Origin of the sequence: Pseudomonas sp. BF-RE-21 (assembly GCF_019947305.1) — a bacterium.
Taxonomy (GTDB): Bacteria; Pseudomonadota; Gammaproteobacteria; order Pseudomonadales; family Pseudomonadaceae; genus Aquipseudomonas; species Aquipseudomonas migulae.
In genome coordinates, this window is the sequence record NZ_JAGYGF010000021.1 from 51,335 (window position 1) to 72,566 (window position 21,232).

General features: G+C 54.6%; 26 protein-coding genes and 1 pseudogene. 10 read left to right on the plus strand and 17 right to left on the minus strand.

Features of this window, described 5'->3' with window-relative positions:
- The first annotated feature begins 20 nt into the window (after positions 1–20).
- Positions 21–1,631, plus strand: a complete 1,611-nt coding sequence (locus KGB25_RS15840) for an AAA family ATPase (protein WP_223435637.1) — start codon at positions 21–23, stop codon at positions 1,629–1,631.
- 245 nt (positions 1,632–1,876) lie between these two features.
- Here the strand turns inward: KGB25_RS15840 and KGB25_RS15845 are convergent, their stop codons facing one another.
- From KGB25_RS15845 to KGB25_RS15885, 9 genes are all read right to left on the minus strand, one after another.
- Complete coding sequence (locus tag KGB25_RS15845) at positions 1,877–2,482, minus strand: hypothetical protein (RefSeq protein WP_223435639.1); 606 nt, start codon at positions 2,480–2,482, stop codon at positions 1,877–1,879.
- Positions 2,483–2,848: 366 nt separating this feature from the next.
- Positions 2,849–2,995: a hypothetical protein gene (locus KGB25_RS15850; protein WP_317850697.1), complete on the minus strand. Its 147-nt coding sequence runs from the start codon at positions 2,993–2,995 to the stop codon at positions 2,849–2,851.
- A 150-nt stretch (positions 2,996–3,145) separates the two neighbouring features.
- Positions 3,146–3,607, minus strand: coding sequence for a hypothetical protein (locus KGB25_RS15855; protein ID WP_223435640.1), 462 nt, complete (start codon positions 3,605–3,607; stop codon positions 3,146–3,148).
- Positions 3,608–3,688: 81 nt separating this feature from the next.
- Positions 3,689–4,951: a hypothetical protein gene (locus KGB25_RS15860; protein WP_223435644.1), complete on the minus strand. Its 1,263-nt coding sequence runs from the start codon at positions 4,949–4,951 to the stop codon at positions 3,689–3,691.
- A 447-nt stretch (positions 4,952–5,398) separates the two neighbouring features.
- Complete coding sequence (locus KGB25_RS30465; RefSeq protein WP_223435645.1) at positions 5,399–6,028, minus strand: DUF3885 domain-containing protein; 630 nt, start codon at positions 6,026–6,028, stop codon at positions 5,399–5,401.
- A gap of 809 nt (positions 6,029–6,837) precedes the next feature.
- Positions 6,838–7,020, minus strand: coding sequence for a DUF1289 domain-containing protein (locus KGB25_RS15870; protein WP_008033373.1), 183 nt, complete (start codon positions 7,018–7,020; stop codon positions 6,838–6,840).
- A 2-nt stretch (positions 7,021–7,022) separates the two neighbouring features.
- Complete coding sequence (locus KGB25_RS15875; RefSeq protein WP_223435646.1) at positions 7,023–7,379, minus strand: hypothetical protein; 357 nt, start codon at positions 7,377–7,379, stop codon at positions 7,023–7,025.
- 38 nt (positions 7,380–7,417) lie between these two features.
- Complete coding sequence (gene dmeF / locus KGB25_RS15880; RefSeq protein WP_223435648.1) at positions 7,418–8,338, minus strand: CDF family Co(II)/Ni(II) efflux transporter DmeF; 921 nt, start codon at positions 8,336–8,338, stop codon at positions 7,418–7,420.
- 16 nt (positions 8,339–8,354) lie between these two features.
- The gene (locus KGB25_RS15885) at positions 8,355–8,630 is read right to left on the minus strand and encodes a metal/formaldehyde-sensitive transcriptional repressor (protein WP_223435650.1); all 276 of its coding nucleotides are present in this window, start codon (positions 8,628–8,630) and stop codon (positions 8,355–8,357) included.
- A gap of 504 nt (positions 8,631–9,134) precedes the next feature.
- Between KGB25_RS15885 and KGB25_RS15890 the strand changes: the two genes are divergently transcribed.
- Positions 9,135–9,407 (plus strand): hypothetical protein, encoded by a 273-nt coding sequence (locus KGB25_RS15890; protein ID WP_008030842.1) that lies wholly within the window; start codon positions 9,135–9,137, stop codon positions 9,405–9,407.
- Between the two features lie 117 nt (positions 9,408–9,524).
- Here the strand turns inward: KGB25_RS15890 and KGB25_RS15895 are convergent, their stop codons facing one another.
- The 3 genes and pseudogenes from KGB25_RS15895 to KGB25_RS15905 all read right to left on the minus strand — a co-directional run.
- On the minus strand, positions 9,525–10,334 hold the full coding sequence (locus KGB25_RS15895; protein WP_192229325.1) for an NYN domain-containing protein: 810 nt from the start codon (positions 10,332–10,334) through the stop codon (positions 9,525–9,527).
- 312 nt (positions 10,335–10,646) lie between these two features.
- Positions 10,647–10,838: a hypothetical protein gene (locus tag KGB25_RS15900; protein ID WP_192229324.1), complete on the minus strand. Its 192-nt coding sequence runs from the start codon at positions 10,836–10,838 to the stop codon at positions 10,647–10,649.
- A gap of 155 nt (positions 10,839–10,993) precedes the next feature.
- A pseudogene (locus KGB25_RS15905) lies at positions 10,994–11,116 on the minus strand (IS5/IS1182 family transposase); the annotation flags it as partial.
- A gap of 400 nt (positions 11,117–11,516) precedes the next feature.
- Between KGB25_RS15905 and arsN2 the strand changes: the two are divergent.
- From arsN2 to KGB25_RS15930, 5 genes are all read left to right on the plus strand, one after another.
- On the plus strand, positions 11,517–11,963 hold the full coding sequence (gene arsN2 / locus KGB25_RS15910; protein ID WP_223435653.1) for an arsenic resistance N-acetyltransferase ArsN2: 447 nt from the start codon (positions 11,517–11,519) through the stop codon (positions 11,961–11,963).
- A gap of 192 nt (positions 11,964–12,155) precedes the next feature.
- Positions 12,156–12,497 (plus strand): hypothetical protein, encoded by a 342-nt coding sequence (locus tag KGB25_RS15915; protein ID WP_223435654.1) that lies wholly within the window; start codon positions 12,156–12,158, stop codon positions 12,495–12,497.
- Positions 12,498–12,871: 374 nt separating this feature from the next.
- Positions 12,872–13,150, plus strand: a complete 279-nt coding sequence (locus tag KGB25_RS15920; protein WP_008033362.1) for a DUF2790 domain-containing protein — start codon at positions 12,872–12,874, stop codon at positions 13,148–13,150.
- 238 nt (positions 13,151–13,388) lie between these two features.
- Positions 13,389–14,036, plus strand: coding sequence for a hypothetical protein (locus KGB25_RS15925; protein WP_223435657.1), 648 nt, complete (start codon positions 13,389–13,391; stop codon positions 14,034–14,036).
- 89 nt (positions 14,037–14,125) lie between these two features.
- A complete protein-coding gene (locus KGB25_RS15930) occupies positions 14,126–14,332 on the plus strand; it encodes a co-regulatory protein PtrA N-terminal domain-containing protein (protein ID WP_008033360.1) in 207 nt (68 codons plus the stop codon).
- 361 nt (positions 14,333–14,693) lie between these two features.
- On the opposite strand, the gene KGB25_RS15940 is transcribed toward KGB25_RS15930, so the two are convergent.
- From KGB25_RS15940 to KGB25_RS15950, 3 genes are all read right to left on the minus strand, one after another.
- Positions 14,694–15,314, minus strand: a complete 621-nt coding sequence (locus KGB25_RS15940; protein ID WP_223435659.1) for a LysE family translocator — start codon at positions 15,312–15,314, stop codon at positions 14,694–14,696.
- A gap of 48 nt (positions 15,315–15,362) precedes the next feature.
- The gene (locus tag KGB25_RS15945) at positions 15,363–15,857 is read right to left on the minus strand and encodes a PaaI family thioesterase (protein WP_008044189.1); all 495 of its coding nucleotides are present in this window, start codon (positions 15,855–15,857) and stop codon (positions 15,363–15,365) included.
- Between the two features lie 89 nt (positions 15,858–15,946).
- Positions 15,947–16,351, minus strand: coding sequence for a RidA family protein (locus tag KGB25_RS15950; protein ID WP_008024112.1), 405 nt, complete (start codon positions 16,349–16,351; stop codon positions 15,947–15,949).
- A 132-nt stretch (positions 16,352–16,483) separates the two neighbouring features.
- Here KGB25_RS15950 and KGB25_RS15955 point away from each other — a divergent pair, with 132 nt between their 5' ends.
- The 3 genes from KGB25_RS15955 (at position 16,484) to KGB25_RS15965 (ending at position 19,120) form a co-directional block, all read left to right on the plus strand.
- A complete protein-coding gene (locus tag KGB25_RS15955) occupies positions 16,484–17,410 on the plus strand; it encodes a LysR family transcriptional regulator (protein WP_223435663.1) in 927 nt (308 codons plus the stop codon).
- A gap of 136 nt (positions 17,411–17,546) precedes the next feature.
- On the plus strand, positions 17,547–18,215 hold the full coding sequence (locus tag KGB25_RS15960) for an ATPase (protein WP_223435664.1): 669 nt from the start codon (positions 17,547–17,549) through the stop codon (positions 18,213–18,215).
- Positions 18,216–18,337: 122 nt separating this feature from the next.
- Positions 18,338–19,120: a DeoR/GlpR family DNA-binding transcription regulator gene (locus tag KGB25_RS15965; protein WP_008044193.1), complete on the plus strand. Its 783-nt coding sequence runs from the start codon at positions 18,338–18,340 to the stop codon at positions 19,118–19,120.
- Positions 19,121–19,144: 24 nt separating this feature from the next.
- Here the strand turns inward: KGB25_RS15965 and KGB25_RS15970 are convergent, their stop codons facing one another.
- Both KGB25_RS15970 and KGB25_RS15975 read right to left on the minus strand, forming a co-directional pair.
- The gene (locus KGB25_RS15970) at positions 19,145–20,044 is read right to left on the minus strand and encodes a bestrophin family protein (protein ID WP_223435665.1); all 900 of its coding nucleotides are present in this window, start codon (positions 20,042–20,044) and stop codon (positions 19,145–19,147) included.
- A gap of 250 nt (positions 20,045–20,294) precedes the next feature.
- A complete protein-coding gene (locus KGB25_RS15975) occupies positions 20,295–21,146 on the minus strand; it encodes a CAP domain-containing protein (RefSeq protein WP_223435666.1) in 852 nt (283 codons plus the stop codon).
- Positions 21,147–21,232 lie beyond the last annotated feature (86 nt).

Consider the following 21,232-nt stretch of genomic DNA (forward strand, 5'->3'; position numbering starts at 1 on the left):
CAAGCGCAGGGATAATAGGCATGAGCCGTACCAAGCAGATAACAGATTACCTCAAAGCGCGTTATGCGATTTTGGTCATTGAAACTTTCGAGGAAGAGCGTGCACTCATTGAAGTTTCTGAAATCGCCAAGGCGCTTGGCCATCGTTTGTTCGTTTGGAACTCGACGCTAGGAGTCCAGATAAATGGCGTCGTGGCTGGGGATAAAACCTTTGATTTGAAAATGGCCTTGGACTTTTGCGAAGAAAAGGCGAAGGAGGAGGGCAGCAAAAATATTTTTGTTTTTTGTGATGCTCATAACTACCTTTCCTCAAGCTCAAATCCTGTCTATCGTCGTCGACTTCGAGATTTAGCCATAAATATCCGCTCACGTGGATATCGAAGCAATTGCATTATCGTGGCGCCCAGCTTTGAAATTGCCAATGATCTTCAAAAGGAAATCACGTTGATTGATTTTCCTTTGCCATCAAGAGATGAAGTTAAGACTCAGATAAATAACTTTGTTAATTCCTGGCAAGGCAACAGCAGCGTTAAGATTGATCTTTCTAGCGAAACCAAAGATAAACTCATTGATGCCGCTTTGGGCCTCACGGGATTAGAAATTGACAATAGCTTGTCTCGTTCATTGGTATCCAGTCTGAGTGTAAATGAAAATACCGTAAAAGATCTGCTTTCCGAAAAAAGACAAATTATACGGAAAACAGGTATCTTGGAATACATCGACTCAAAGGTAAATCTTGAGGATGTTGGAGGGCTGGCAACTCTTAAGAAGTGGCTCCATTTGCGTAGCCAGTGTTTTGGGCAGATTGCTCAGGAGTTCGGTGTCGGAACCCCGAAGGGTTTGCTCTTAACTGGAGTTCCTGGTTGCGGTAAGTCTCTAACGGCGAAATGCGTATCGTCGTCTTGGAATATGCCGTTATTGCGTTTGGACATGGGGAAAATCTTCCAAGGGGTGGTTGGCTCTTCAGAATCCAATATTCGTTCCGCACTACGTACTGCCGAAGCTATTTCGCCCTGCATCCTATGGATCGATGAAATTGAAAAAGGACTTTCCGGCTCTTCCGGAGGAGCATCTGATGGTGGCACGGCTACACGCGTATTCGGCACACTGTTGACTTGGATGCAAGAAAAAACGGCGCCTGTTTTTGTGTTTGCTACCGCTAACAACATCAACAGCTTACCTCCGGAGTTGTTGAGAAAGGGGCGATTCGACGAAATATTTTTCGTTGACTTCCCATCGACATTAGAAAGAAAGAAGATTCTTGAAATACATCTGAAGAAATTGAAACGTGACCCAGAAAAATTTGATTTGGATCGATTGGCTGCTCTAGGAGGCGAGTCGAATTTTGGTAAAGACATTGTGCTTTCTGGTGCTGAAATCGAAGCTTGGGTTGGGGACTCGCTGATTGAAGCGTTCTCACGACGGATGAATGGCTCCGGTGATGTAAGCGACCTGACTATGGTTGATTTTGAAACTACTATTTCGCGTTTAGTACCAATGAGCAAAATGCGTAAAGACGAGTTTACAAAACTTCGTGATTGGGCGAATCAAAATGCAATTAGCGCTTCGGCTAAGGTTGCCGGTCAGAGTGATACGGAAACTCAAATCGGCGGCAGGCAAATTGATTTTTAATCTGCGGTGATTTTTCAGTGGGTAAGGCTTTCTTGCACAAGTCGCGGCTGATGGTCTGGCCGTTTGTTGCCTGTTGTGAAAGGCAGATATCGACCCAATGCAGTCCTTCTGTTTCATTGCGTCTGTAACTGTCGGCAGCCGACTGTCGGCTCTCGACAGGCCCGGCGCATCGGGCCTGCATTGGATTCTTGCGCTGCAATTGCTGCTGGGACTGTTTCACTCGAAAGGTCAGGTCAGGTCAGTACTTAGGATCCGGCTGAGCGATTCTTTCCCTGCGTACACGGATTAAAAATCTGGTAAATACTCTCGCTGGATCCTACATAGGTTTTGGTACCTGGAACCGCCACAGCCGAGTAATTCTTGCGATCGGTGACCTGAATAAAATTTCCTTGCCCAGCCGTGAAGCTCTCAGTGTTTGGCGGCACTAGCACGCTCAGGAACTGGGCTTTCTTGTCGAGGGCCAAGGCACCTCCCACGGTAATTGGCGCCAGCATGGCGGCCCAACGTTCACTGAACAGGTAGAAGGTATCGGCTGCGGCTCTGCCACTTTGCAGGTGGGCACACTGCACATCGCTGGCGTTGATGACTTCAGCTTGCTGGTAGATGCCGCCCCTATAGAAGGCCAGTACTAGCTTGCTCTTGGTCAGCACACCCAGGCCTTGCTTGGGTCTGCACACTTGCAAATCACCATAGGCAGATAAACACCAGTTGGTTTCGGTGATAGTGACGATTTCGTCTGCTCTGAGCTTCAGATCGCGTTCAATATTGGCGCGGGCTTCCGGGGTTTCGTAAGGGATGGCGCATGCGCTCAATAGAGCTGCGAGGGTAAGGGCGAGTAGCGGGGTTCTCATCAAGCGTCCTTTGCTGCTGGAAGGTACATGTAAATGACGAATATTTTTTGCAAACCTCTTCTTTCAACACTCTACGAGTCAAGCAATCGCGAGAGCAGGAGAAAATAGCCGCCCTCGAAAAACACTAGACAACGAAACACCCGCTGAACGATTTAGCCAATCTGTTGCGTCGACCGGTTGAATCCACAGCCAGAAGCATCCATTCACGAACTGTGCGAGAACTGAGGGTCATTAGGGGACAGACCACATTTTCGAAATGTGGTCTGTCCCTGAAATCCCCGGCTAGTGACTGCCTTTGGATATTTCTGCAGTCGTGAGGACCTGGAATCGACCCAAATCGGCCTGGCGAATGAAGAGTGGTGTGGGTTACCTGATATGAAAAATATCAGCAATTGCACTGAGGGCTTTCTTGCCGTCAGATGCATAAAGACGATGTAGCAATGCCTGGTCGCCAGAACAATGCAGGCGGAAATGGTTGTAGAAAGCCTGACCCAGACGCTGATTTTCGAACATGCCTCTGTCCCAAAGCTCAAGGAACTCATCGTAGGTCGCTCTCTCAATTTCCGGTTGTATTCGACTTTGCAATGCAGACCTCATTCGATGGTCACGATGGATCTTGAACGATTTTCTGGGCAGCGACGCTGGTGCTACGGACGTGGGCCGTCAGTGCACGCGGGTGCTCACTACCTCGCCAGTGACTGCATCCTCCAGCCACACTTCAAGCCGATTGAGGCCCACATACCTTGAGCGCGCCATTATTTTCTGGCCAGGTTTGCCCTCGAACTTCAGGTCCGCAAACAGGAAGTAGCGGGGCAACTGGTATTCCAATTGGATGGTGTAGGTGCCAGGCTTCAACACCGCGCGCTGCGGGGAGTCGTTCTTGTAGTAGTACGTAGAGAACGGAATGTTGCCGACTTTGTTGTCGTTGATCCTTATGATGTTCAGGTCCGGCTGGAGATCGGCGAAGTGACGCTGGGCCCTGTCCGCATAAGTATCTGTCTCGAGCACGGTATAACGCGACTCGTCATCCGCCGTGGCGGGATCGACGTTGGAGTACGGGGGCATTTCCGCACAACCGTGCAGGCACAGCAGTGCGATAACAAATGGAAGGACGAACTTTCTCATCAATAGATCCTATTGTTGCGCAAAAAAACAATGCTATTTGTCCTGTCCGGGTCTGGCAGACAGTTCAGTCTCGATGACTGCTCAACGCACAACATTCACTGCTGTGAACGTGTAAACGCTCTTCGTATTTTTCGACGTCGACTCCAGTGTCAGGGAAACCCCCAAATCCTCGATAAAGGCGGCGGAAGTTTTACTGGTGCCCTGGTCGCACTCCAGCGCGATGGCGTCACCTGTCAGCGAGGTGAATACTTGCCGGGCAGGAAAGCGCTGACCCACGGTGCAAGTCGTCGACCACTTCATGGGTTTGTCGCTTGGCTGAGCAGGCACTTCTTGCATGACCAGACGAGCGCTCAACGTCTCGCCGGGGCTCCAGCTCGTCGGGGCCTTGACCTCAAGTTCGCGGGTGAGCAACACACGTCCATCGCCTATGCCGTTCATTTTCGACTTCAACTGAATCAGGCCCGCCTGGGTGAGACGCTCGACGTGGAAGGCTTCGTTGTAGATCTCATTCTTCTTCAGCAAAGCGCCGTCTGCGGTGTACTCAACCGTCACCGGACGATCCTTGATCGCATCGCCGGTTCGGGTGGCATAGGTGTAGCTCAACGTTTTGAATTTCGGTTTGAGCAGCGGCGAGTCGAGGCTCTTGAGCACGTCCTCCGGTACGGCGACGCCGGCAATGCTCGTATCCGGTAGTGGCTGAGGATAATCAGCCGGCGTGATGTCCGGGCGCAGTTGGGCGAGCATCGCACCGTCAACGGCGCCTTGCAGGGAACAATTGACCCGCGACTGAGTGCCCTGTTTGCCTTCCGCCTCGACGATCAAGATGCGTTCCACACGCTTGCTACCCGGCGCCGTGCCTGGCTGCGGCTGGATGAGTCGCCATTGGTCACCGACCTTGAGTTCACTGCGCACATAAGACGAGCCAATATTCTGCAGTTGCCCCGGTTGTTCCATCAGCGGCGCGAGGCGCCTAGCCACTTCGTCTACGCCGCCTTCAACAATGAAGCCCCAGAAATAGTAGTGACCCAGTTGGCCGAGGTCGCTGCTCTCGTCGACATAGGACAGCAGTTTCATACCGGCAACAATCGGCGTACCGCGCAGAGGCACCGAATTTTCCGGGTTGCTGCCGCGGTTTTTGACGGCTATCCACGCCGCATCTTTTCGCTGTTCAATAGGCGCAATCGCGCCCCAGGCATCGCGGTGTGTGTTCAAGCGGGCGAAGAAGGTGGCGTCGCAGTGGGTGAGTGCCTTGAGCGTTTCGGTCAACGCTGCATCGTTGGCTTGGGCGACGGTGGGCAGGAGCAGAGCGCAAGCGAGGAGCAAAATGGGGGACGGCAGCTTCACTGAATGGATGTCCTTATCTATGGGCTATGCGGGTGGAGGCATATGGCCATTATCCAGACATTGAGAGGTTAGCTCCAGTCGTTCTTGTCCAAATCGCCATCGACCAGCGGCGTTTTTTACCTGCTCACACTCCAGTCAGCGTTAAAAGCCTCCGGTTGATGCACTGACCGAAAGCAGTGATTGAGTCGTCGCGCTTTTCATTCAGCGGTGACGCCTGTAAAAAACGACCTAACCGGAGGTCGCTATGACCAACGTTAGTCCAGAGTACGAAAATCCATAGGCTCTCAATTCGGTTTCGATAGCCAGTTTGTGAAAGGTAGCGGGCCGATTGTATTCGGCGCCATGAAGCCATGGGTTATTAGGGGGCAGACCACATTTTCTAAATGTGGTCTGCCCCTGAAATCCTGGGCTGTGGGCACGGTTTCAGCACCAATGTAAGCAATGAGGCTAGCGCGCAGGCCCTGCGAATGTGGTGTCCATCTTGTGTCGGTCGTAATCCAGCAGGTATGTATGATGCTGACGATAAAGCTGTGAAAGCAGATCTTTGTTGGGGCCAACCACATCCATACCTCTGTCGTCGTAGGGGAAAACCATGACGTGCTTCTTCAAATTGAAGAGGTATAAAGCGCAGTCGGGTTTAGGCTGAATTGCGGCAAAATCCTTAGCCAAAGCACACCAAAGAAATGCTTGAAGCAGAGTCACAGGCGCTTGAAATGCGATGTTGATCCAATACTCCGGTTCACTTTCGCAAAACCATTCCTCCAGATCTATCTCCTCACTCCAGACTGAGCATTCCGTGGGTATGTTAATACCGGCAGATCGAAGAGCGTGAATCACGGGCCGATGAGCAAATCGGTTGCTGCCAGAATGAATGCGCAGACAAGCAACAAGCGTCGCGTCATTAAGGAAGATATCGCTGCAGATCTTTGTTGATTTTCGTAGTGCTGTTAGAAATTGCTCAATCACTCCACCAGTTTCAGAGAGCTCAAAACGCAAACCTCCTGGATAGGAATAGAAAAGTGGCCTGGCAAATGCTTCGCCCCCAAAAATCCTCTCAATTTCAAGTTGTAGATTCACTTGATCCCTTCATGGCTACAAGCCCGACTCCATAGCTTGGGCGGTGCAGAGGGATATTACTGTATACGTAAGATCTGAGCTAAGCCGCGAGCGTCCGTATATGGCTGTGGATTCAACTGATAGGAGTCGACATCAGCCTAAAATCAACATAAAAATCCGAGAGCCGATGCCTATGTGGACGGTAGTGCTGAGGTATGTGATATCGGTGTATAGCTTATTCCAGCGCTAGCCAAGAATCCTTTCTCATCAAATTTGGCCCAAGCGCTTCCCCATGAAAACCTTTCCAGGTCGGTCTGGAATGAGCGTGAAAGCTGTCGCCTGAATGAGTTTTTTAGAAAGTTGACTTCTAGTTCAATTGATTCTCTCGTAGGCCAGCCGGTTTCGGTTCCTGTGGTTGGCACAGACGCGCCAATATGGACTTCAGTCAGTCGACCAGAATGGAAGGAAAGCGCCAAACCACCCGATACGCCTTCAATGCTGATTCCCTGATACGTACGCCACACGTACCCGTTTTTGTGAACCTGTTCGGATCGGTAGAGCTGCGCGAGTGGTGCCGCTGTGGTATCGGAGGTAAATGTACTGTCGATGACAAAGTTGCATCCAGCAATTGCTATTTGGATAGAGCCATCTTTCGGGTTGATGGTGAGAGCGGGATTCAATTTCTGGCGGCCTATCAGTCTAGTAGTGTGTAAGGAACAATTGGGAACAGACCACGATATGGGGTTATTAGGGGACAGACCACATTTTATAAATGTGGTCTGTCCCTGGAATCCCCTTAAATCCCAATTGCGGTCATCCAGTTCAAGCGACTACCCCTGCGCTTTCTTCAACCCTTTCAAGCGCACATTCGCCCTTTGCACAGCGGCCATTTTTTCAGGGCGCTTCATGCGTTTCCACTTTCTGATGTCTTCCTTGCTCCGCCCACAACTCACACACAGATCGCCACTCAGTTGGCAAACCGAGATGCAGGGGTTTTCGATTTCTTTAGCCATCGTCAATAACCCTTGGCCAGGCGCTTCTGCCAATCACCACCGTGAGTGCGCTGGCATTCTTCCTCGGAGTCAAAGCGGACATTGAGGTCTGATGGGCTCAGATCGATGTTGGCCTCATTCAAGGCGATGGCCGTCAGCTCAAAGATGCGTGTCTTCGCATTAACCTGGGCGAGCTTTTTGTCAGCGAGGGTTTCGAACACCCAGATCACCTTCAGGGTTTCAGCCAATGCGTTCAGGTCAGTGATGTGGGTGAGCCAGGTAAAACCCTTGATTTCACCTTTTGCTGTTTCGCACGCATCAGTGAGCGTGGCAATCAATCGGCGTTCGATCTGCGCCAGTTCACGTTTCCCTGGGGGCATTACGGTTTCCTTTGGAGGCAGTGGAGGGGGGGGCTGAATCAGGCCGGTCGAAACTCGACCGTCAGATGGCTGACTTCATGAACCGGCTTCAGACGTTCACGAATGCTGTCGGCGTTCGCAGTGGCTTCACCAAGGACGCTGACGATGGCCGCATGAGCTTGTGGTCCAACTCGCCAGACGTGCAAGTCAGTGATGGTGGCATCCCCAGGTTTCTCAACCAGTTCACGGATTTCCTCGGCAACGTGTGCGTCTGTCTGATCCAGCAGTACACCTGCGGTGACCCCCATCAAGATCCATGCCCAGCGCGCGATAACGATAGCGCCGACAATGCCCATGACCGGGTCCAGCCACACCCAACCGAGATACCGACCGGCGAGCAGTGCAGCAATGGCCAGAACCGAAGTCAGCGCGTCCGCGATGACGTGGACGTAGGCCGATTTCAGGTTGTTGTCGTTCCCATGATGGGCATGATCGTGATCGTGATCGTGATCGTGCCCATGACTATGCCCGTGACCCAGCAGCAGAGCGCTGACTATGTTGACGATCAAGCCGGCAATCGCGATGAGCGTCGCGGTGCCGAACTGAACTTCCGTTGGCTGCAAGAGACGTATGACGGACTCGACGCCAATTCCCAGGGAGACCATACCGAGAATCAGCGCCGAGGCGAACCCGCCCAAGTCTCCAACCTTTCCGGTACCGAAACTGTAACGCTGGCTGAAAGCGTGGCGTTTTGCGTATCCATAAGCGGCCGCCGCGATACCCAATGCGCCGGCATGGGTTGCCATGTGAAAGCCATCGGCCAGCAACGCCATCGAGCCCGTCATATACCCGGCGGTGATCTCGCCAACCATCATCACAACGGTCAGTATCACAACCCAAAGCGTACGCTTGGCATTTTCGTCGTGCGCTGAGCCAAGGAACATGTGGTCGTGTGTGTAGTTGATGTTGGAGCTGCTCATGAGTGTGTACCTACGTTCACTTGGAGTAACGGCGAATGGCCTCAAGAAGTTCTTCGACGCCCTTGTTACGCTCCTCTTCGCTGAGAGCAGGGTTCGCGACATGCTCCCGCGCGTGGTCCTCGATGATTTCCTCCATCAAACCGTTGATGGCTCCGCGGGTAGCGGCAACAAGATGCAGTGTTTTGGCACAATCGAGATCCGATTCCAATGCCCGTTCAACGGCTTGGATTTGCCCGGCGATACGTTTTACGCGTTTGAGAAGATCGCCTTTGTTTGCTGCAATATGGCTCATGGGATACCCCCCCTACCTATGTATTGCGCATGATAGGCATACCCCCTATACCTATGCAATGTCAGGGGCGGAGAGGGCATCTATAACCCCTGGCAGGAAAAAGGCGTCATTTGCGTGGGGGAAATCGAGAGGACCTGGAATGAGCGCTTCAGTCGATAGCAGTCGCCCACGGAAGGCGCGTAAAGGTCCTAGGACGCTATAAAAATTCCTACACAAACCTCGGAATGCGTCACCTTTCCCGCCGTTCTGATGAAGCCTATAGTCCTACCCGTCGCCCAAAATGGCGATCAGGTTTGGCGACCTGATATACGAGTGCGAGGGCTGCCTGCTCATTTGCAGGCGTCATCGCATCCGCAAAACCGTTGTACTATGGCGGTTGCGCGCGGGAGACCTTCGGGTCTGCCGGTTACTCGTTCCCGGTTCGCCAACCTGCGCGCAACTGCCACCCTATTCGTTTGGCGACGATCTGTTGGCGGTCTCCTCTAACTGAACGAGATCTCACCTATGGAAAGATACATGCCCCTCACCGGAATCGACCTGGTTCCGGCCTCGCTGCTCATCGACACCGAAGCCCCACTCGACGTACTACAAGCCGCCGCTGACTACCGAATTCGCGCGGTTACTCAGGTGCTGGAGAACATTGCCTTTCGCGCCGAGATTGGTTGCGACACGGTGGTGTTGTCGGACTTCTCCAAACTGCTGGCCATTCCGTTGCGCGATGGCTGTGATTTAATGGATGTTATTGGTCGGCGATTGCGGGCGCAGACGAAGGAGTGAATGAAAACGGGCGCTGAAGGCGCCCGTTTTTTTCAACTATAAAAAAGATCTGACATCTTCATTATGCGGCATAATTTTTCTCCGCTTTCGGCCAAAAGCGGACGTTGGTGGCAGGTGCTACGAGCTTGGCTGTCGGTGCCGGGCATAGAGTATTGAACCGCTCACTCCCGACGTTCCTCTCATTTGCAGTTCAAAAATATCCGGATACCCCTTGATCAACTCACTGAGTTTTTTATAACCATGGGTGCGGGGATCGAATTCAGGTCTCAATTTGCTGATGTTGGCGCCCAGCGCACCCAAGTGAGCCCAGCCGTCCTCGTCGGCAATGTCATCCAAGATCTTTGCAATGAAACTTACGGGTGCCTTGGGTAGCTTCTTTACCTCTAGGGTACTGGCGACTTTGACGGCCTGGATTGCGGCGGATGACTCGGGATCGGGTCGATCATGCCCATTGCTCGAAGCAACAAGCACTTCACTGCGCAGCAATTCGGTATAGATGAACTTGTCGCAGGCTGACACAAACGGTCTTGGGGTTTTTTCTTCACCAAACCCGTAGACGGTCAAACCTTCTTCACGTAGCCGCGAAGCGAGGCGTGTGAAGTCACTGTCGCTCGAAACCAGGCAGAAGCCGTTGAAGCGTCGGGTGTACAGCAGGTCCATTGCGTCGATGATCAAGGCGCTGTCTGTTGCGTTCTTACCTTTGGTATACGCGAACTGTTGGATGGGCTGAATCGAATGGTCGAGTAGCACCTTTTTCCATCCACCCAACTGAGGACCAGTCCAGTCGCCATAGATCCGCTTGACGTTGGCGACGCCATACTTGGCGATCTCTTCGAACAAACCTTCAACAATTGCTGCGGGGGCATTGTCGGCGTCGATCAACACTGCCAAATGTTTTTGGGTGGGAGTGGGAGCGTGGATGGCCATGGGTCGTCCTTGAGTTGAGGGCTCCAACATACCGTTAAATCACGGATGAACAAAGGGTCCACGGCTTCGCGCTAGTGTGATGTTCGCGAAATAACTCTCTCCATACGTGCACTAGACTTCAGGTGTCATTCCTACCTTGGAGAATTCCTGGTGAGCGCCTTGAAAATTACGCACCGGCGAACACACGATGTAATGGAAACTCAGGTACGTGGGTAAGTTATTTTGAAAACAGCATGATAGGGATATCGGAGTATCGAATTCTGCACTAATACTGGAAATCAGCATGCGACATGCATTATGAGTACCTTAATATTAGGATCTAGCGATAAACATCCAGACGAAGAAAATAAGCTCTAGTACAACCAGAACGGCCAGCGCCTTATTAAAAAATTTGAATGCTTCACCTATAGGCTTTCCTGTGGCCTTTCTGTGATCGACAAATGAGTGGGTCGCGAATGCTAGTGCCGGTATAAAACCTAACAAGAACCACGCAAAATCAGCCATTAGTGACACTCCTCAACCTTTCTTTACGGAAGCTCAGATCAACTTGCAAGGTACCTGCCACGAGTTGAAAGTTCCATGACGTTCAGTGCCAAGTTATCGCGAAAGCATCCTATTCTCGGGCTTTTCAGCCCATTTCTATGCGCTACACGCGCAACTCACCCATACCCATCAGCCATCCACAGGTTGGACACGGCGAACAGAGTGGCCAACTGAGCGGTGTTCTTCATCACTCCACGATAGCGTACCTTCAGGTAACCGAACTGGCGCCTGATCACCCGAAGCGCGACCGCCCCGGTACGTTTGGAACGCAGAGGGAGAGGAAATCTTGAGTAAGATCCGGTGAGCACACGAGGTGATGGAGGCGAAGGTGCGTGGGTAAGTTATTTCGAAAACAGCACACTATAGTGCGTGTTTACCAACGGCTACGAGTTTGCGGTAATGTGCAAAACGGAACCGGTTAAACAATGACTTTAAATCGACCGACAGCGGTCGGTAATCAGAGGCTGCTTTGGGTCGGTTGCGTCCTTCGCGACAGACAACATTCGACCCATAGCTGCCGGTGGCGAAAGGCAGAAAACGACCCGAAGCAGACGAATTCCAGTGCCGTTCTCGATTTATCGGGGATAAAGATTGAGCGTGCTAGCATTGAGGTCAGAGAGCCTAGTAAGAGCACTGACGATGCAGATGATTAAAGTAGGAGCGAGCGGTTTGAATCAGCTCCGTGCGTCTTTGAGTCAAGCTGGATTACCCTACGATGATGTGAGCGATCCCGGGCGGCAGTTCTACCGATTCGACGTGGATGGGGAATTGGTTGCTTATGGTGGGTTGGAGGGCTCGGGCCCCGATCTCCTACTGCGCTCTATGGTCGTTTGCGAGAAACATCGCGGTGCGGAACTGGGTACGGCGGTGTTGTCGGAACTGGAACAATACGCGGTCTCCCGAGGCGCAGCTCGACTGCATTTGCTGACCCAAAGTGCTGTTAATTTTTTCACGGCAAATGGGTACGAACTGCTTGATAGGGGTAAGGCGCCTGTCGCAATTACCCAGACAGCTCAGTTCAAGCATTTGTGCCCTTCGTCAGCAAGCTACCTGCGGAAAACTTTAAGCAGATCCCTTCTGCGCTGAGTGAACCATCGAAACGCTGCTGTTTCATTGCTAGTGTTGGTAGCCAGCGCCCGCTTCTGGCCGATTGTTGCCGTTCACGAGCGACTGCATTCGGCCAGATACCGTCATCAATGGCTCAGTGAAAATCATACAAACCATCATCATTAATGATGCTCACCAGCTGCCCCCTTGGGCTCGAGCAATGGATATCGCTTGGATGAATGGCAGTTCCTCAGCCTGCGGGACGTCTGGAAATCAGCTGTACTTAAATTCCGACATCGAGTTCCTGGAGATCAGATTATGAGAAAGCACAGGACGTTTGGTTGGGTAGCGATGATTTTTCTTCTGGTGGCGAACGGGGCAGCTTGGGCGGCCACCGAACGAGCCGAGACGCGTCGTTCCGCGCGCGATGTCAGGCAGGAGACGCGCCAGGGTGCGCGTGAGACGAAACAGGATTGTCGAGCAGCCGATGCCCAGAGCAATCCCGGTTGCCGACAAGACAAGCGACAAACGAAGCAGGAAGGACGTCAAAAAGCCCGGGATATCAAGTACTGAACCTGGACGCTCGAACGGCGGAAACTGGCCGATTTCGGGCAGTCATGGACGGCAGAAATCGGCCAATACCCGATATTTCTCACCCTGGCTCGCAGACGTTTTCGGTCCATGTGCCATCACAGCCAGCACGTGAAATCTTGCTTGAAAATCCGTCATAACATGTTATGACCTCACTCAAAAATGCCGTTTGGCCCAACAAATACGGCGTTTAATGGACGAATGGTCGTAAGGCGTCAAGCGCGGGGAATTGCTAGGGGCCTGAAGCCACTACAGGCGACTCAGATCGGCGCGTTCGTCGCGGTGAAGTGAACTTCACTTTGATCACGTGTCACATTAAGTCCTCGTTAAGAGAACTTCAGTGGAGGTACAGCCTTATGAACATGGCCACAATTGTCAGTGCCGTGATTTCCAGTCTCGCGCCAACTGTCTTCGACCAGAACGGCCTGCAAGAACCCGGCGCGCATGTCTCAGCCGTCGATTACCACTACGGTATGGAAATCGATGTGAAGCGGGTATTGCAGCGCACTGATACATCCAACAAGACAGGCGTGGTACCGGTGACCCTGGTCTATGAAGACAGCCTGGGTGAGGTTCACAAGATCCGTTTCCTCGAATGGGGCGCAAGCCCGGCAAATCCCACCAGCATTGCCTGATCCGCTCGCCGATAGGGTTCTGGATCTCGCCGACCCCAGAAGCGGAAGTTAAACCTCATATGCACTAAGTACGGATGATTAAAAGTTCATTCGCGAAAATCACTATTATCCTGGCAGCGTAACACTGCGAGATTATTTAATAATAATTGTTGGATCCTAATTACAATCAGCAACGGCAAACTCCAATCAGTCTGTGCCGAGAACTATGTTGATTCACTATTGAAGTCAAGAGGTAACCATGGAACTTAGTATGATTTCTTCGTCCGCCGTGGAATATTTTCGTTTGGGCGTTGTATATTTCCATCTTATCGCCTGCTGTGTTGCAATCGGTCTTGTCTTGACCAGTGACGTTGCAATGGTCAAGCAACTCCTGAAGGGGGACGTGTCGGGTCACCATGATGACGCACATATGGAAAGCCTTCAAAAAACCGTCGTACTTGCACTTGTAGCCCTTTGGATTACGGGCATTGGCATTATCGGGATCGATTATGCCGGCAAGGGGATGGAGTATTTCCAGAATCCAAAGTTGCAAGCAAAAATCGGGATCGTTGTACTGCTGACATTTAACGGCTTCCTGTTGCATAGCGCTGTATTGCCAGCGCTGAAAAAAGCCGGTTCGTTACTTGAACTTTCCTTCAGCCTTCGCATGCTGGCGCTGTTCTCGGGTGCGCTCTCTGGTGTGTCGTGGTTCTATGCCGCCATGTTGGGTGTTGGTCGTCCGCTGGCCTGGAAATACTCGCTGATCGAGTTGCTGGCAGCCTATCCGGTTCTCATCGTTGGTGGATTCGCAATGATGGTAATGCTCACCGCCTGGGCAAAAAGCAGAGATACCGACGGGCGTATGGAGCAAGGCACCTGGACGCAACAAAACGCCGCCCTGGCTTAATGCTAAAGCCAGGTTGAATAAGCAAGTAATGCTTTAGCAAATAACTACCACTGTTATCTATTAATAAACTCTTACTTGAGGATACCCAAATGAAATCCATGAAAGTTCTTTTCGTCGCCGCCGCTCTGACCGCTTCCACTCTGGCTATGGCCACAGGTGGCGGTGATCGGACCTTCACACGCATGGAGTCGGCCCGGAAAGTCTCGATGGAAGCCTTCCAGGTTGCACAGAAACAGAAGGCTGAAGCCGCTGTTGCCGAAAGCAAAGCCAAGGCGACCGATCGCACCAACGGCTGATCTGTGTAGCGCGTCCCCAGGCTGACAGAAGTAGGCGGGTAGCGCTCAACGGCAACAACCTGTTCGACAAGCGCTACTACGCCACCATCGGTACCGAAACCTTCGGCAACTACTACGGTGATCCACGCAACTTTATGGTGTCGGTCAAAGCGAGTTTTTAACGCAGGCCGCACTGAAAACGACGCATAACCCGTGAGCGAAATGCCCGCTTCGCAAGAGGCGGGCATTTTTTTGGGTTCTTCACACAGTCCCGGGAAACACAAAACTGTAGGAGCCGGCTTGCCGGCGATGCGGTCTTGAACTTTACGTTGCCCGTTCGGACGTCATCGCCGGCAAGCCGGCTCCTACAGGGGAGCGCTGCTCACCGCTTGCTGAACGCCAACCGCGCTGCAAACAGAACAAAGATCATGCCCGTCGTGCGGTCCATCCACTTGATGACTTTTTCACGCCGCAGCACCAGGGCGAGTGGTTGTGTAGCGCGAATCAACGTCAACGACCAGATCAAACCGAGCACCACGTGAATGCTGACCAGGCCAAATGTCCAGGCAATCAGCGACTGGCCCTGGGGAATGAACTGTGGGAGAAAAGAGACGTAAAAAATGCCGATTTTCGGATTGAGCACATTCCCCATCATGCCTTTCAGAAACCAGTTGGCCGTTGGTTTTGCGTCGGTTTCGAGGGGCGACAGCGAGCGGCGCGGGCGCAGCAGCATGTTCAGGCCCAGCCACGCCAGGTAAGCGGCGCCGCAGTATTTCAGGACGTTGAAGGCCAGTTCCGAGACCGCAATCAACGCGCCCAGGCCAAAAGCGACCGCAGCGCCCCACAGGAAGCAGCCGGCATTGATGCCCAATGCCGCGCGGAAGGCCTGTTGTCGGCCTTCCACGGTTGCGGTTCGCAGGATCAATGCGGTATCGAGGCCGGGCGTCAGTGTCAGCAACGTGGCCGCGAAGGTAAACGCGAGAAGATTGTCGGCGATGGACATGGGCGTGCGCTTCCAAAAGAGGATGCGCGCACGTTATCACGCGGCGACCTATCGGTTGTGCGCGACGTCGGCCAATTGAGCGGTGTCCACGCGAACAAAAGTGGAGTCGCCCACCGCCGTGAGCACGTCCCCGGCGTAGATCTCGCAGATGACCCGAGTCTTGCGCCCGACATCACCTTCGACTTTCGCCCGCAGGGTCAGCGGGACACCCATCGGCGTCGGTTTGATGAACTTGATGCCGAGGTTGCCCGTGACGCAATTGATGCGCGGAAGGCTGGCGGCGTCGCGGTTTTCCGCCCGGTAGTGATAGGCCATGGCGGTCCAGTTGGAATGGCAATCCACCAACATCGCGATCAAACCGCCGTAGACCAGATCCGGCCAGCCGCAATACCTGGCGTCGGGCACGTGCTCGGCGATGACATGCTCGCCGTCTTCATGCCAGTAGCTCTTGACGTGCAGCCCATGCGGGTTGCGGCTGCCACAGCCATAACAAACGCCTTCCGGCGCCGCGGTGTCTTGCAGGGAAATGTCGGGTGTGGACATGCCTGGGTCATCCTCAAAAGTGTGGGCTGAACATTTTCCGATTCTAACGCCGAACGGAAAACGCGTTCATCCCCTGTGCAGGCGTCAGTTCATTCCTCGGCGGTGTCTGGAAGCCTGGCAATCACCTTGATCTCGAATTGAAAGCCATACAGCCACGTTACGCCGACTCCGGTCAACGTCGGGTGCGGTGCGTTACCCCAGAACTCCGGCACGATCTTCCAGATGGTTTCGAAGGTCGATTCGGGGTCGACGATGAACACGGTGACATCAATCACATCGTCGAAGGTGCAACCGGCCGCCACGAGGATCGCGTTCAAATTGGTGAAGGCGAGCCGCACCTGTTTCTCCAGATCCGGTTCGGGCGATCCATCCTCAGCGCTGCCGACTTGCCCCGAGACGAACAAAAAGCCGTTGGAGCGAATAGCCGGCGAGTAGCGATTGCGCTCATATAGCGCCTGGCGTTTGGCTGGGAAAACAACATCGCGCTGCGTCATGAAAGGCCTCCATCAAGGGCTCTGTGTGAACGATGAAGGGACTGTAAGGACTTGCATCGGGGCGATAAACGAGCAACCTTGGCCAGCACTGTTTGTGATATCCAAACAATCCTATCGATACCTGGGGCTGCAATGGACCGTTTTGATGCAATGCAGGCATTTGCGCGCGTGGTGGAGGCGGGCAGTTTCACCAAGGCGGCCGAAACCCTGCACATGAGCAAGACCACCGTGACCCAACTGGTGCAGCAACTGGAGGCCCGGTTGCGCGTCAAGTTGCTCAACCGCACCACGCGCAAGGTCAACGTCACGGCTGATGGCGCCGTCTATTACGAGCGGGTGTTGCGGCTGCTGGCCGACATGGACGATGCCGAAACCAGCCTGTCCGGTGCGTCGACGTTGCCCAGAGGCCGGCTGCGCGTGGATGTGCCGAGCCCGCTGGCGAGGATGATTCTGGTGCCGGCATTGCCTGCGTTTTATGCGCGATACCCGGACATCCAGATCGACATGGGCGTCAGCGATCGCATCGTCGACATCATCGATGAAAACGTCGATTGCGTGGTGCGCGGCGGCGAGCTGATGGACCAGTCGCTGATGGCCCGGCGTGTCGCTGACCTGCCGCTTGGGGTGTTTGCAGCACCGAGCTATCTGGCTCGCGTCGGCGTGCCTTTGCATCCGCAAGAGCTGGAGGATTCGGAACATCGAGTCGTCGGCTTTTTGTGGGCGCGCACCGGCAAACCGGTGCCCTACGCGATGTACAACGAACGTGAGCGTGTGCAGGTCAAAGGACGATATGTGCTGGCCGTCGATGATGGCAACGCATTTCTTGCGGCGGGCCTCGCCGGGCTCGGTGTGCTTTGGCTGCCCAAATACATGTCCCGGGACTACGAGGCTCGCGGTGAATTGGTCCCGCTGTTCGAGGACTGGAGTCTCGAGACGATGCCCTTGTATGTGGCCTTCCCGCCGAACCGGCACATCAGCCTGAAGCTGCGCGTGTTTATTGATTGGGTGGTCGAGTTGATGGCGCAGCATGCGCCGGTTGTTGATCGGCCGGGGGCATGAGGCTAGGGGGTAACGATCCCTTTTGCCGCAACCATTCGTTTGATCAATAACCATCATCAAGAATCGCAAGTTCTGTTTTTTCGCCAAGGGAGGAGGATAGCCACATACCGAATTCGCCACCGAAGGAACCTGCGCGATGAGAATCTCTACCCTGCTGGCCCTTGTCGCTGTCCTGACCGGCAGCGTTGCCGCCACCGTGCCGGCATACGCCGCCGAACAGTCCTGCCACTTCCCGCCGGTCGCCGACAGCGCCGCGAGCTTGCAGCACGCGCAATCAGTGGGCGTGCTCTACAGCGAAAACACCGTCAGCACCCTCGAATACCTTGAGCAATACCACTCGGTCGCGCTGAACGGCGCGAAGAACCCTGAACTGGATTCACGCATCAGCAGCGCCTTCGTCGACAGCTCCGATCCGAAACGGGCGATCAACTGGCTGATGGGGTCGTTGCAGAAAGAGTTTGCCTCGGTGACGGTCTACGACAACCTCGATGCGCTGGTGCAGGCGCACCCGGACGTGGTGGTGATGCTCGACACTTACAGCCGTCTGGTGTCCAAGCGCAACAACCAGGTTGAAGCACGGTTCATGGCCAAATTCTACGACTCGAACCTGCAATACATCGGCAAGGCCGAGGGCTCGCGCACACAACAAATGCCTTCGGTCTGGGTGCATGGCAAAGCCGCGCCGGAGATCGCCGCGCAGATCGACCAGCAAACCGCATTGCAAGTGAATGCACTGAAACAGTTCGACACCTCGCTGAAGGCGCTGGTGACCTCAGGCCATGTGGCCCAAATCGCGATCAACTGACGCTTCACCGCAATCCTGTAGGAGCCGGCTTGCCGGCGATGGGGCACCCTGAGCCCTACATCGATTGTGTTTGCACAAAGGTTTGGCTAATCTCGCACAAACCCGCAAACTCAGGCATAAACATGCACGACCATCACTCGGCCGCCGAACTCCCTCATCTGCGCCGGCAGAAAATCCTGCTGATCCTCGAACGTGACGGCAAGGTCATGGCCTCCGAGTTGAGTCAGCATTTCGCCGTCTCGGAAGACACCATCCGCCGCGACCTGTCGGAGTTGGCCACGGCAGGCCTGGTGCAACGCGTGCACGGCGGCGCGCTGCCTCGGCCCAAGGACACGGGCAAGGATTACTTCACGCGGGTCAGCGAAACCGATGAGGTGAAAACCCACCTCGCGCAGCTCGCCGCCAGTCGCGTGGAGAATGGCCAGATCGTGATGTTCGATTCCGGCACCACCACGCTGCAGATCGCACGTTCGTTGCCTTCGGACATTTCCATCACCGCCATCACGACGTCGCCGATGACCGCCATCACCCTGGCCGAATACAAAGGCATCAAGGTGATTCTGGCAGGCGGGCAACTCAACCTCGCGACGATGTCGGTCAGCGGACACGAGACCCTGCGCTTGTTGCAGGGTATCAAGGCGGATGTGCTGTTCACCGGGGTTTGCGCGATTCATCCGCAAGTCGGCATCAGCTCGTTGCACTTCGATGAGGTGCCGGTGAAACAGGCGCTGCTCGACAGTGCTTCGCAGGTGATCGCCGTCACCACGGCGGACAAACTGGGCGCGGTCGAGCCGTTTGTGGTCGCGCCGTGCAACCGCATTCATACGCTGATCACCGAGCGCCATGTGGCGTCGGGCGATGTCGGGGATTATCGGAAACTGGGGATCGAGGTGGTTCAGGCGTAGGCCTGAACCTGTCCCGCTGGCGTTTCAGCTCAACACGAAATCGACGGGTTCAAGGGCCGGGGGAAGTTGTGTTTCACCCAGTGCCGCGAGGATTTCGCGCTCGATGTTGCGCACCATCGCATGGGTCGGCAGATCGTTTTCGTCACGCCCGAACGGGTCCTCCAATTCATCGCCAATCGCATCCAGGCCGAAGAACGTGTAGCTGACGATGGCGGTGAAAACCGGTGTCAGCCAGCCCAGCGACTCTGCCATGGCGAAGGGCAGCAAGAGGCAGAAAAGGTAGGTCGTGCGGTGCAGCAACAGGGTGTAGGCGAAGGGCAGCGGCGTGTGCTTGATCCGTTCGCAGGCCGCTTGCGAACGGCTCAGGCTCGTCAGGTGGTTGGCCATGATCGTGTAGCGAAACTCACTGATGGCTTCGGACCCGCCGAGTGCTGAACATTGCTCACCGACATGGTTGAGAATACGTCCGCTGATGTCCGGCGCGTTGTCGTCCGGCCTCGGCTCAAGCCACTCACCAGCGGCGTCCAGTTCGCGCTTGCCGTGCAATTTTGCGTTCAACGCGTGGGCGAACCCGCAAAGGTTGCGCAGGATGGTCTGCCGCGCGTGCGCGTCCTTGATCACTTGGGTTTCGCGGATCATCGAGCGGATCGCGACGATCATTTCGCCCCAGGCTTTACGGGCTTCGTACCAGCGGTCGTAACAGGCGTTGTTGCGAAAGCTCATGAAAATCGAGAGCGACAGGCCGAGCAAGGTGAATGGCGTCGCGTTCACTTTGGAGAAGTAGTTGGGGTGCAGGGTTTCCACGAGCACGATGATGGAAGCCAGCAGCGTCACCATCAGACAACGCAGCGCAATTTTCCTGGCAATCGAGCCCTTGAGCGAAGTGAGGATGTTGATCAGATTGGGTTTGGGGCGGACGATCATGGTGCTTTGCCTGTGTCGGAGGGCGCTGTTCACGAAATGAGTGCGCGCAGGCTAGAAGCAACGGGCCGGGGCGTCCAATCACTTTAGATGACCAGTTGATTGACAGAGTCTATGACAACGCCAAACGCCGACCTGTATCTGTAGGAGCGAGCCTGCTCGCGATGGACTTCAGGGCGCCGCGTTCATTCAGGAAGAACACGTCATCGTTTACGTCCATCGCGAGCAGGCTCGCTCCTACAGGAGATGCGGTTTACGGCGAACCAAACATCACTGTCCAGTAAATCCCCGAATCGCTCTTCGGGTCCACCGCATACGCCGCGCCCAGCTCGTGATACTGCGGGTTCATCAGGTTGGCGCAGTGGCCGGGGCTGGCGACCCAGCCATCGACGACCTTGCGCACGCTGTCTTGCCCGGCGGCGATGTTCTCGCCGATCTGCTGGCCGCTGTAACCCGCCAGTTCTGCCCGGTCACCCGGCGTGCGACCGTCGCGGTCCTTGTGATCGAAGTAATTGTTGTTGGCCATGGACCGCGCATGCGTCTCGGCGGCTGTCGCCAGTGTGGCGTTCCAGGTCAGCGGCGTGGCGGCGGCAAAGGATTGCGTGCCGCACTGACGTGCACGGCTGCGGGCGACGTTGAGTTCGGCCAGCAGCTTCTGGCCTTCCGCCTGCCAGTCGCCCAGGCGCGCGCTCAACAATGGACGGGCCACCACGATGCGCCATTCACGGTCCTGGCGGCTCACGCCGATGTCGACGAATTGCGGATCGAGCACGATCTGGCAAAAGCTCTCCTGGATCGCTTTCATCGCCGCCGCCGCATCGCGCGGCCCGGACAGGCTGATCGCCTGCACGTTCTTCATCGGATAATTCGCGGCAACCATGGCCTGTTGCAGATTGCCGATGCTGGAGGCGGACAACGCCAGCCGTGGATCACCCGCCAGCGGTGGCAGTTCTGACGAGACCTGACCTGCGCACCGCTGGTTCTGGCTGCGGTAATCGTTGATTGAGTCGATCAGTTGTTTCTCGTCGGCCGCCAGTGCATTCATGGCGAACAACAGCCCCAGCGACAACGTGGCAAGACGCAAAACGGGTGGCAGGACACGCATGGAAATCTCCCTTGTTCGGACTGCGCCCATGATGCGCGATTTCACCCCCGTGAGCGCAATGCCTTTTCACACCGAAATACAGGTTG

Bases quoted from the DNA above. Each gene is read 5' to 3' on its own strand.
- dmeF (WP_223435648.1), bottom strand. From the start codon at position 8,338: ATGAGCAGCTCCAACATCAACTACACACACGACCACATGTTCCTTGGC.
- KGB25_RS15890 (WP_008030842.1), top strand. From the start codon at position 9,135: ATGGAAAGATACATGCCCCTCACCGGAATCGACCTGGTTCCGGCCTCG.
- KGB25_RS15885 (WP_223435650.1), bottom strand. From the start codon at position 8,630: ATGAGCCATATTGCAGCAAACAAAGGCGATCTTCTCAAACGCGTAAAA.
- KGB25_RS15925 (WP_223435657.1), top strand. From the start codon at position 13,389: ATGGAACTTAGTATGATTTCTTCGTCCGCCGTGGAATATTTTCGTTTG.
- KGB25_RS15895 (WP_192229325.1), bottom strand. From the start codon at position 10,334: ATGGCCATCCACGCTCCCACTCCCACCCAAAAACATTTGGCAGTGTTG.
- KGB25_RS15945 (WP_008044189.1), bottom strand. From the start codon at position 15,857: ATGTCCACACCCGACATTTCCCTGCAAGACACCGCGGCGCCGGAAGGC.
- KGB25_RS15870 (WP_008033373.1), bottom strand. From the start codon at position 7,020: ATGGCTAAAGAAATCGAAAACCCCTGCATCTCGGTTTGCCAACTGAGT.
- KGB25_RS15965 (WP_008044193.1), top strand. From the start codon at position 18,338: ATGCACGACCATCACTCGGCCGCCGAACTCCCTCATCTGCGCCGGCAG.
- KGB25_RS15960 (WP_223435664.1), top strand. From the start codon at position 17,547: ATGAGAATCTCTACCCTGCTGGCCCTTGTCGCTGTCCTGACCGGCAGC.
- KGB25_RS15850 (WP_317850697.1), bottom strand. From the start codon at position 2,995: ATGTTCGAAAATCAGCGTCTGGGTCAGGCTTTCTACAACCATTTCCGC.
- KGB25_RS15840 (WP_223435637.1), top strand. From the start codon at position 21: ATGAGCCGTACCAAGCAGATAACAGATTACCTCAAAGCGCGTTATGCG.
- KGB25_RS15975 (WP_223435666.1), bottom strand. From the start codon at position 21,146: ATGCGTGTCCTGCCACCCGTTTTGCGTCTTGCCACGTTGTCGCTGGGG.
- KGB25_RS15955 (WP_223435663.1), top strand. From the start codon at position 16,484: ATGGACCGTTTTGATGCAATGCAGGCATTTGCGCGCGTGGTGGAGGCG.
- KGB25_RS15845 (WP_223435639.1), bottom strand. From the start codon at position 2,482: ATGAGAACCCCGCTACTCGCCCTTACCCTCGCAGCTCTATTGAGCGCA.
- KGB25_RS15855 (WP_223435640.1), bottom strand. From the start codon at position 3,607: ATGAGAAAGTTCGTCCTTCCATTTGTTATCGCACTGCTGTGCCTGCAC.
- KGB25_RS15930 (WP_008033360.1), top strand. From the start codon at position 14,126: ATGAAATCCATGAAAGTTCTTTTCGTCGCCGCCGCTCTGACCGCTTCC.
- KGB25_RS15920 (WP_008033362.1), top strand. From the start codon at position 12,872: ATGAACATGGCCACAATTGTCAGTGCCGTGATTTCCAGTCTCGCGCCA.
- KGB25_RS15970 (WP_223435665.1), bottom strand. From the start codon at position 20,044: ATGATCGTCCGCCCCAAACCCAATCTGATCAACATCCTCACTTCGCTC.
- KGB25_RS15950 (WP_008024112.1), bottom strand. From the start codon at position 16,351: ATGACGCAGCGCGATGTTGTTTTCCCAGCCAAACGCCAGGCGCTATAT.
- KGB25_RS15940 (WP_223435659.1), bottom strand. From the start codon at position 15,314: ATGTCCATCGCCGACAATCTTCTCGCGTTTACCTTCGCGGCCACGTTG.
- KGB25_RS15875 (WP_223435646.1), bottom strand. From the start codon at position 7,379: ATGCCCCCAGGGAAACGTGAACTGGCGCAGATCGAACGCCGATTGATT.
- KGB25_RS15900 (WP_192229324.1), bottom strand. From the start codon at position 10,838: ATGGCTGATTTTGCGTGGTTCTTGTTAGGTTTTATACCGGCACTAGCA.
- arsN2 (WP_223435653.1), top strand. From the start codon at position 11,517: ATGCAGATGATTAAAGTAGGAGCGAGCGGTTTGAATCAGCTCCGTGCG.